The 9,392-nt window shown below is 75.0% G+C and carries 9 protein-coding genes; 5 read left to right on the top strand and 4 right to left on the bottom strand.

The window, feature by feature from the left end:
• Positions 1–219: 219 nt before the first annotated feature.
• Complete coding sequence (locus RIF68_RS16150; RefSeq protein ID WP_309051951.1) at positions 220–1,431, bottom strand: MFS transporter; 1,212 nt, start codon at positions 1,429–1,431, stop codon at positions 220–222.
• Positions 1,432–1,555: 124 nt separating this feature from the next.
• On the opposite strand from RIF68_RS16150, the gene RIF68_RS16145 reads away from it, so the two are divergent.
• Genes RIF68_RS16145 through RIF68_RS16135 form a run of 3 tightly spaced genes read left to right on the top strand, consistent with a single transcriptional unit; the run spans position 1,556 to position 4,580 of the window.
• A complete protein-coding gene (locus RIF68_RS16145; protein WP_309051950.1) occupies positions 1,556–2,542 on the top strand; it encodes a DUF5937 family protein in 987 nt (328 codons plus the stop codon).
• Between the two features lie 38 nt (positions 2,543–2,580).
• Positions 2,581–3,477 carry an alpha/beta hydrolase gene (locus RIF68_RS16140; protein WP_309051949.1) on the top strand — a complete coding sequence of 299 codons (897 nt, stop codon included), beginning with the start codon at positions 2,581–2,583 and terminating at the stop codon, positions 3,475–3,477.
• Between the two features lie 41 nt (positions 3,478–3,518).
• On the top strand, positions 3,519–4,580 hold the full coding sequence (locus RIF68_RS16135; RefSeq protein WP_309051948.1) for an aldo/keto reductase: 1,062 nt from the start codon (positions 3,519–3,521) through the stop codon (positions 4,578–4,580).
• A gap of 22 nt (positions 4,581–4,602) precedes the next feature.
• Here RIF68_RS16135 and RIF68_RS16130 read toward each other — a convergent pair whose 3' ends face one another.
• On the bottom strand, positions 4,603–5,460 hold the full coding sequence (locus tag RIF68_RS16130) for a helix-turn-helix transcriptional regulator (protein WP_309051952.1): 858 nt from the start codon (positions 5,458–5,460) through the stop codon (positions 4,603–4,605).
• A 131-nt stretch (positions 5,461–5,591) separates the two neighbouring features.
• Here RIF68_RS16130 and RIF68_RS16125 point away from each other — a divergent pair, with 131 nt between their 5' ends.
• Entirely contained in the window at positions 5,592–6,569 is a 978-nt protein-coding gene (locus RIF68_RS16125) for an alpha/beta hydrolase (protein ID WP_309051947.1), read from the top strand.
• Positions 6,570–6,594: 25 nt separating this feature from the next.
• Here RIF68_RS16125 and RIF68_RS16120 read toward each other — a convergent pair whose 3' ends face one another.
• Complete coding sequence (locus tag RIF68_RS16120; RefSeq protein WP_309051946.1) at positions 6,595–7,224, bottom strand: MarC family protein; 630 nt, start codon at positions 7,222–7,224, stop codon at positions 6,595–6,597.
• 136 nt (positions 7,225–7,360) lie between these two features.
• Between RIF68_RS16120 and RIF68_RS16115 the strand changes: the two genes are divergently transcribed.
• Entirely contained in the window at positions 7,361–7,777 is a 417-nt protein-coding gene (locus RIF68_RS16115) for a YciI family protein (RefSeq protein ID WP_309051945.1), read from the top strand.
• Positions 7,778–7,828: 51 nt separating this feature from the next.
• Here the strand turns inward: RIF68_RS16115 and RIF68_RS16110 are convergent, their stop codons facing one another.
• Positions 7,829–9,301, bottom strand: coding sequence for an MFS transporter (locus RIF68_RS16110; RefSeq protein WP_309051944.1), 1,473 nt, complete (start codon positions 9,299–9,301; stop codon positions 7,829–7,831).
• Positions 9,302–9,392 lie beyond the last annotated feature (91 nt).

Below are 9,392 nucleotides of genomic sequence, written 5' to 3'. Positions count from 1 at the left end.
GTTACCTGATCACCGGCGGCGGCGCCGTGCACTGGGACTGGGACGCGCTGCCGCTGCTGTTCGGCTGCGCGCTGGGGGTGCTGCTGATCGCCGGGGTGGCCTCCGTACCGATGGTGCGGCGGCATGTCGACCCCGAGCACATCCGGCGGGACTGAGGAGCACGCGGGACGCCGGTGCTCCCCTCGCGGACATGCGCGAGGGGAGCACCGGCGAGGTCGTTCAGGCCGCGAGGGTGTGGGCCTCGGCGGTACGGCGGGTGATGCGGGCGCTCAGGGACAGGAGCGCCGCCGCGGTGGCCGTGCCGGCGACGAGTGCCGTCCACCAGAGCGCGGCCGGGCCGAGCTGGGTGTAGACGGTGACGCCGAGGCTGAGGGCGGCGAAGCGGGCCACGCCCCAGGTCCAGCTGAAGGCGCCCTGGTAGCGGCCCCGGGCGTGCGGCGGGGCCAGGTTGGCGACGATCCCGGCGGCGATGCCGGCGACGACGACCTCGCCCAGGGACCAGACGACGACCGACACGGTGTAGCCGACGATCCCGTCCGCGAGGCCGGTGAGCGCGACGCCCACGGCGATCAGCGCACTGCCCGCGCTCTGCACCCGCATCTGCGGGAAGCGGGCCAGCCGGGTCGTCACGAAGGGCTGGAGCACGACCACGAGGACCGCGTTGACGGCCGCCATCGCGCCGTACACCGCCGGGGAGAGGCCGCTGTCGCGGACGGCGAGCGGCAGGGCGACCTCGGTGAGCGAGTACACGAACAGCTGTACTCCGAGCAGCGGCAGCAGGAGCAGGGTGAGGCGGTCGCGCAGGACGACTCCGTACCCGATGCCGTCCTTCTGCCGCGGGGCGGTCTCGGCACGCGGCGGCTCGGGGAGGCGGACGGCGACGACCAGGGCGTAGAGCAGCATCGAACCGGCGTCGACCGCGAACAGCAGCCAGTAGCCCTGGGCGGCGAGGTAGCCGCCGAGGACGCCCGCGACCGCCGTGCCGATGTTGACGCCCCAGCCGAGGAGCGCGTACGCCCGCTGGCGGTGTTCGCCCTCGACGGCGTCGGCCATCAGCGCGTACGCCGCCGGGGACACCGTGCTGCCGGCCGCGCTGATCAGCAGCGCGGCCACCGCCATCGTCACCACGCCGGGGGCCGCGAACAGGGCGCCCTGCGCCGCCGCCGCGCCGATCAGTCCGATCAGCATCGTGGGCCGGCGGCCGAGCCGGTCGGCGAGGACACCGCCGACGGCGGGACCGAGGAGGTTGCCGGCGCCGAGCGCGCCGAGGACGTAGGTGGTCTCGGCACCGGTCACGCCGCGGGACGCGAGGAAGAAGACGAGGAAGGGGGTGACCAGGTAGCCGAGGCGGTTGACGATCGTTCCGGCGAAGACGGTCCAGACGAGGGGCGGGAGGCCCCGGAACGGGGTGGTGGTCCGAGTGGCAGGCATGGGGGAAGACTGGCCGCCGCCCCCCGGGGCCCTCCAATGATTAAGCTCAGGCCGAATCCGGGCGCCAGAACCGGGGGAGGCGGTGCCTGCCCGGTCCGCCCCCACCCGACCCCGAGGTGAGACCGTGGAATCCGAGCTCAGTTTCTCCGCCGCCGACCTCGCCCAGACGCGCTTCGCCGTCTCCCCCATGTGGGAGGTCGTCACCAGCTACCGGGCCCTCACCGGCGCGGCCGGGCCGGGCACCGCGGCCCCGCACCGGCGCTGGGCGGCACAGGTGCGGCCCCGGCTCGCGCGGGCGGGGCTCGACCGGGGCTGGCTGGCCGCCCTGATCCCGGCCGGAGGGTACCTGGCCGACTTCCTCAACCCCACCCCCGCCGGCCCCTTCCCCACCCTCTCCTCCGAACTCGACGCCATCCGCCGCGCCCCCGCCGCCCAGGTCCGTGACGACCTGCGCAAACTCCTCGCCGAACAACCCGGCAACGCCCGGCTCCACCTGCTCGACCGGGCGCCCGAGCAGGCCCTGCGGAAGGTCACCGACGAGATCGAGACCTACTGGGAGCTCGCCCTCGCCCCTTACTGGGCCCGCATCCAGAAGGTCCTGGAGGCGGACGTGTTCCACCGGGCCCGGCAGGTGGCCGAGCACGGTTCCGCCCGGGTCCTGGGCGAACTCCACGAGACCGTACGGTGGGACGACGGCACCCTGCGTCTCGTACGGCGGCACTGCGCGCTCACCCGCGACCAGGCCGGCTCCGGGCTGCTGCTCGTGCCCTCCGTCTTCGCCTGGCCCCGGATCCTCACCCGGTCCGTCCACCCCGACCCGCCCCAACTCGCCTACCCGGCACGCGGAATCGGCTCCCTCTGGGACCCCCGGCCGGCCGCCGCCACCGACGCGGTCGCCGCCGTCCTCGGCCGGTCCCGCACCCTGCTCCTCACCGAACTCGACACCCCCGCCTCCACCACGCAGCTCGCCGCCCACTGCGGGCTCTCGGCCGCCGGCACGTCCCAGCACCTCATCGCCCTGCGCAACGCGGGCCTGGTCACCGCGCACCGCAGCGGGCGGTCCGTCCTCTACGCCCGCACGGCCGTCGCCGACCAGCTCCTCAACCCCTAGGGGGTGTCCCGCCGATCGCCCCGGGGGATCATGGCCGCGTGACGGCCACCGATGACACGGCGCGGACGACCGAGGGGGTCGTCGTACGGGACGGCGTACGGCTCGCGTACCGCGACCACCGCCCCGAGGTTCCGGGAGGCGGCGGCACGCGGCCGCCCGTACTCCTGCTGCACGGGCTCGCCGGGCACGGCGGGGAGTGGGGCGCCACCGCCCGGCTGCTGGCGGGGGCCGGGCACCGGGTCGTCGCCCTCGATCAGCGCGGGCACGGGAACAGCGAACGGCGCCCGGCGGACACCTCACGCGCCGCCTACGTCGCCGACGCCGCCGCCGTCGTACGGGAACTCGGCCTCGGGCGGGCGGTGTTGGCGGGCCAGTCGCTCGGCGGACACACGGCGCTGCTCACGGCGGCCGCCCATCCCGGGCTCGTCGCCGCGCTCGTGCTCGTCGAGGCGGGGCCCGGCCGGGCCGACCCGGGGCTGCCGGGGGTGATCGGGGAGTGGCTGGCCGGCTGGCCGGTGCCGTTCCCCTCACGCGAGGCGGCCGTCGCGTACCTCGGGGGTGGCAACCGGCCCGTGGGGGAGGGCTGGGCGGACGGTCTGGAGCGGCGGGCGGACGGCGGGCTGTGGCCCCGGTTCGACCCCGAGGTCATGGTGGCGTCCGTGGCGGAGAACGCCCGCCGCGCCTTCTGGGACGAGTGGGCGGCGATCACCTGCCCCGTCCTCGCGGTCCTCGGGGAGGGCTCCCGGGGCGGCATCGTCGGCGCGGAGGAGTACGCGGAGATGGCCCGGCTCCTCCCCCGCCTCCGGGGCGCGAGCGTGCCGGGCGCGGGGCACGACGTCCACCTGGAGCGGCCCGGTGTCCTGCACCGGCTGGTCGCCGGTTTCCTCGCCGAGGCCCTGGGAGCCGGCACCACGGAACGGGAGCGGCCGGCCTGAGGTCTTGCGCTGGAGCGCACTCCAATTCCTAGAGTGCGCGCATGCGCTATCGGGTACTCGGCGGGACCGGGATCGAAGTCAGCACCTACTGCCTCGGCACCATGATGTTCGGGGCGGTCGGCAACCCCGACCATCAGGAGTCCGTACGGATCATTCACGCCGCCCTCGACCAGGGCGTCAACTTCGTCGACACGGCCGACATGTACTCCGCGGGGGAGTCGGAGGAGATCGTCGGCAAGGCGCTCCGCGACCGGCGCCGCCGCGAGGCCACCGTCCTCGCCACCAAGGTCTACTTCCCCATGGGCGAGGGCCCCAACAGGGGCGGTCTGTCCCGGCGTTGGATCACCCAGGCCGTCGAGAACAGCCTGCGGCGGCTCGGCACCGAATGGATCGACCTCTACCAGGTCCACCGGCCCGACCCCCGGACCGACATCGAGGAGACTCTCGGCGTCCTCGGTGATCTCGTCACCCAGGGCAAGATCCGGGCGTTCGGCTGCTCCACCTTCCCGGCGGAGGACATCGTGGAGGCGCACACGGTCGCCGAGCGGCGCGGCCTGCGCCGTTTCCGCACCGAGCAGCCGCCCTACTCGCTGCTGGCGCGGGGCGTGGAGGCCTCGGTGCTGCCGGTGGCCCAGCGGTACGGGATGGGCGTGCTCACCTGGAGCCCACTCGCGTCGGGTTTCCTCACCGGCCGGTACCGCAAGGGGCGTCCGATCGACCTCAGCAGCGGGCGGCCCGCGCTCGTTCCGCACCGCTTCGACCCGGCACTGCCCACGACCGCCGCCAAGCTCGACGCGGTCGAGGAGTTCGTGGCGCTCGCCGACGACCTCGGCTGCACCCTGCCCGAGCTCGCGATCGCCTTCGCCGCCGCGCACCCGGCGGTGAGCTCGGTGATCATCGGGCCGCGCACCATGGACCAGCTGGAGGGGCTCCTCAAGGGCGCGCCGGTGCTGCTCACGGACGAGGCCATGGACCGGATCGACGCGATCGTGCCGCCGGGGACCGACCTGTACGCCCCCGACGGCGTCTGGCGGCGCGCCGCCCTCACCGATCCGGCCCTGCGCCGGCGGCCGTTGGGGGACCGGGCGGCGGCCGACGCCTGAGACCGCCGGGCGGGGCGGTGGCTCAGGAGGGCAGGAACTGTTCCGTGCCGACCACCCTGAGCAGGGCGAGCCGGTCCCCCGCGTCCGTGCCCGGCGGCGGCGTGTGGAGGACCAGCCGCTGGTCGCCCTCGGGGGCGAGGAGCACCTGGCAGTCCAGGTCCAGCGGGCCGATCACCGGGTGCACCACCCGCATGCGGCTGTGCCGGCGCACCGCCACCTCGTGCCGGGCCCACAGCTCCGCGAACTCCTCGCTCGCCCCGTGGAGCCGCTCCACGAGCCGGGCCGCCGCCGGGTCGCCGGCCCGGCGGGCCACGGCGGCCCGCAGGTCGGCGACGTGCAGGCGGCTGTAGTAGGCGTGTTCCCCGGCGGGGTACGCGGTACGGGCCCCGGGATCGGCGAACCAGCGCCACACCACGTTCCGGCCGTGCTCCGACACCGTGCACACCCCGCCGAGCAGGGCGCGGGCCATCGCGTTCTGGGCGAGGACGTCCCCGAGGTCGCTCAGGACCTGGGCGGGGGTGGTGTCCAGCTGGTCCAGGAGATGCAGCAGCCCGGGTGAGACGTGCTCACCGGCCGGGGGCCCGGCGGGCGGCCGGTGGCCGGCGAGCAGGTGGAGGTGGTCGCGCTCGTCGGTGGTCAGCCGCAGCGCGCGGGCGAGGGCGGCGAGCATCTGGGGCGAGGGCTGTGGGCCACGGGCCTGTTCGAGGCGGATGTAGTAGTCGGCCGACATGCCCGCCAGGTGGGCGACCTCCTCGCGGCGGAGCCCGGGGGTACGGCGCCGGGGACCGGCCGGGAGGCCCGCGTCCTGGGGGCGGACCCGCTCGCGGGAGCGGCGCAGGAAATCGGCGAGTTCGCGGCGGTCGATCGTCATGCGGGCCATCTTCGCGGAGCGCGACGGGCCCATCCAGGGACTGCCGGTCCCAGGGTACGGAGGGCTCTCCCGGGCGCGGCCGGACGGCGGCACAGTCCTCGGTGTCAGCGCAGCCGCCCTCGTCACCGGGAGCCCCGAGCATGTCCACGACCGCCTTCCCGTCCACCGGAACCCCCGCCACCGCAACCGCCGCCACCGGCATCGCGCCCGGGGCCGCGACCGTCGGCACCGCCTCCGGAACCGCCGCCCCCACCCGGACCCCTGGTTCCACCCGTACCGCCTCCACCGTCCGTACCGTCGGCGTCGGACGCGCCCTCGTCCGGTACGACGTCCATGAGGCGGCGGCCGGTGAATCCGGCCCGCCGCTGGTCCTCGTCCACGGCACCGGGTCCGGCGGGGCGGCCGTCAACTGGGGGACGGTGGTGCCGCGGCTCACCGCCGCCGGGCGGACGGTCGTCACCCCGGACCTGTCCGGCACCGAGCGCACGTCCGACGACGGCGGGCCCCTGACCGTGGAGGCGCTCGCCGCGCAGGTGATCGCGGTGATCGAGGACGCGGGCGGCGGCCCGGTGGACCTGCTGGGCTTCTCGATGGGCGCGCCGGTCTCGGCCGCCGTCGCCGCGCTCCGCCCCGATCTGGTGGAGCGGCTCGTCCTGGTGGCGGGATGGGCGTACACCGACGGCGACGAGTACCTGCGGAACCTGTTCACGCTGTGGCAGCGGCTGGGGACGCACGACCCCGCCGGTTTCGGCCGGAGCGTGACGATGACCGGCTTCAGCCGGCGCTTCCTCAACGCGATCGGCCGCGAGGAGGTCGAGGCCCTCATCCCGAACATGCCGCCCACGCCGGGCACCCTGCGACACGTGGCACTCGACCTGGAGGTCGACGTCAGGGCGTTGCTGGGGCGGATCAGGGCCCGCACCCTGGTGATCGGCTGCGCGCGGGACGCGACGGTGCCGGTGGAGCACAGCCGGGCGCTGCACGCGGCGATCGACGGCAGCGCGTACGCGGAGATCGACGCCGGGCACGTCGTCTTCTTCGAGCAGGAGGACGTCTTCGTCCGGACGGTCACGGACTTCGTCGCCCGGCCGGCCGTCCCCGCCCCGGCGGGTCCCTGACGGGCGGCCGCGCGGCGCCCGTGGGTCAGTGGCGGGTGGGCAGCCCCGGCACGCCCAGGTCCGAGAGCCCGTCGAGGACCAGGTCGACGGCGACAGCGGCCAGCAGCAGGCCCAGCAGGCGGCCGAGCAGCTCGATCGTGGCGTGGTGGGTGCGGCGCAGGAGCCGGATGAGGAGCAGGACGCAGACCACGTCGAGGGCGATGACGGTGACGTACGCGCCGACGACCGTCGAGCGCCAGCTGAAGGAGTCGCGGGCCGCCGCCTCGATGAGGACCGCCGTCATGGCGAGCGGACTCACCACGTACGGCATGAGCAGCTCGCGCACCCCGCTGACGAGGTCCGGGGCGTCCTGCCGGATCCCCTCGGAGCCGAGGTGGATGCCGAGGACGAGGCCGACGGCGTAGAGGAAGAAGATGACGCCGCCGGCGAGCTGGAGCGCGGGGGTGCTGATGTGGAAGAGGTCGAGCAGCCAGGGCGCGGTGATGCCGGTGGCCAGGCCGACGAGGACGGCGGCGGCCGAGGAGATGAGGGCGATCGTCCGGAGCTGGCGGACGGGGTGGACCTGGGCGAGGCCGGCGAAGGAGAGGAGCACCTTCGGGGGGCCGACGACGGAGAAGAAGGTGATGAAGGCGGCGGAGAAGGTGAATGCGTTCACACCGGCATGATGGTGCTCCCGGGTGATTCATCCGGCTTTCCCGACTTTTTCCCGCGCGGTGTCGAGAACGCGCCCGCCGCTCCGACTCTCCTGCGAAGGCGGCGGAGAGCCGCTGGGAAGTCCGGAGGAGGACGTCATGAAGTACCTGGTGATGGTGTTGGGTTCGCAGGCGGACTACGCGGCGATGAGCGGCCGTGGTTCGGAGGCGAGCCCCGCCTGGGACAAGGAACAGCTCCAGGTCATGTTCGACCACATGAACGCGATCAACGAGGACCTGGCGGCCTCGGGCGAGATGCTCGACGCGCAGGGGCTCGCCGCCCCGTCCACGACCCGCTTCGTGACGGTGGACGGGGACGGCCGGCCGGTCGTCACGGACGGGCCGTACGCGGAGACGAAGGAGGTCCTGGCGGGGTACTGGCTCCTGGACTGCGCGAGCCTCGACCGCGTGACGGAGATCGCCGCCCGCGTGGCCCGGTGCCCCCAGCCGCCCGGCGCCCCGGAGTACCCGGTGGTCGTCCGCCCGGTCGACGAGACGGGCCCGAGCCAGGACTGAGACGGGTTCCGCCGGGGCGGCCCGCGCCTCGGCGTACCCGTTCGGCTCCGCTCAGTGCATCCCGTGCGGCCCGCCCGTCACATGGGGTGTGCCGCGCGGGATGAGGAAGGGGGCCGTGAGGGCGGTGGCCGCGGCGGCCGCGGCGCACAGGGTGAGGGCGGCGGTGAAACCGTCCGGGCGGGGCAGGGACGTGGCGCCGAGGGCGAGGGTGGAGGCGACGGCGACGCCGACCGATCCGCCCAGTTCGTGGAAAGTGTTCACGATGCCGGAGGCGAGGCCGGCCTCGTGCGGGGCGACGAGGCCGAGGGCGGTGGTGGTCGCCGAGACGAAGACCGCGCCGAGTCCGAGGGAGGCCGTCGCGAGGGCGGGCAGCAGGGTGGTCCACGGGTTGGCCCCGCCGGGGGCCGGGTCGAGGAAGGTCAGGGGCAGACAGGCGAGGGCGGCGAGCGCCATGCCGCCGGTGGCGCAGGCGCGCGGGCCGGCCGTGGTGAGCAGGCGGGAGCCGAGGTGGGCGCCGAGCGCCGTGGTGAGGGCGATCGGGAGGAAGAAGAGGCCGGTGCGCAGGGCGTCCAGGCCGTGGACGTGCTGGAGCCGCAGGGAGCCCAGGAAGAAGAAGGAGATCAGGAGCGCGGTCGCGACCAGCATGAGCAGGGAGCCGGCGGCGACCGGGCGCCGGGTGAGCATCCGGGGGTCCATCAGCGGCGCCCGGCTCGCGCGTTCGACGACGGCGAGGACCGCGTACAGGAGCAGCGCGCCGGACAGGGACAGCAGGGTCACCGGGGAGGCCCAGCCGGAGTCGCCCGCCCGGACGAGGCCGTGGACGAGGGCACCGGTCGCGGTGGTGACGAGCAGCGCCCCGGGGACGTCCGGCCGCCCTCCGGTGCCGCGCGGCGAGGGCGGCAGCAGCCTCGGGAGGGCGAGCAGCAGGGCCAGGCCGACGGGCACGTTGACGTGGAAGATCCACGGCCAGCCGGGGCCGTCGGTGAGCGCGCCGCCGAGCAGCACGCCGACGGCCGAGCCGGTGCCGCCGACGGCGGCCCACACGCCGAGGGCACGGGCGCGGTCGGCCCCGTGGAAGCCCGTGGTGACGAGGGCGAGGGCGGCGGGAGAGAGCAGGGCGGCGCCGATGCCCTGGGCGGTCCGGCCGGCGAGGAGGACGGCCGCGTTACCGGCGAGGCCGCAGGCCAGGGAGGCGGCGGTGAAGACGGTGAGCCCGGCGCGGAGGACCCGGCGGGCGCCGAAGGCGTCGGCGAGGCGGCCGCCGAGCAGCATGAGGCCGCCGAAGCAGAGGGTGTACGCGGTGACGACCCAGGTCAGCGCGGTGCGCCCGAGATCGAGGTCGGCGGCGAGGGAGGGCAGGGCGACGTTCACGACGGTGACGTCGAGGATCAGCATGAACTGGGCGGTGCAGAGGAGCGCGAGGGCGGTCCAGCGGCGGCGGTGCGCCGTCGGGGCTCCGGGCGGCGGGGCGTGGGGGCCGGGGTGGGCAGGGAGGTGCCCCGGTGTGGGCTGTCCGGTCGTCATGAACTGAACTGTACGGATCAGTTCAGTTGAACTCAAGAGTTCAGTTGCATTGATAGGGTGCCTCCATGACCGCCCAGCCCGCCCCCGGGGC

It is taken from the genome of Streptomyces sp. (assembly GCF_031178505.1).
GTDB lineage: Bacteria > Actinomycetota > Actinomycetes > Streptomycetales > Streptomycetaceae > Streptomyces > Streptomyces gulbargensis.
The sequence above is the reverse complement of the archived record's forward strand: the minus strand, read 5'-3'. Positions and strand labels throughout refer to the sequence as shown.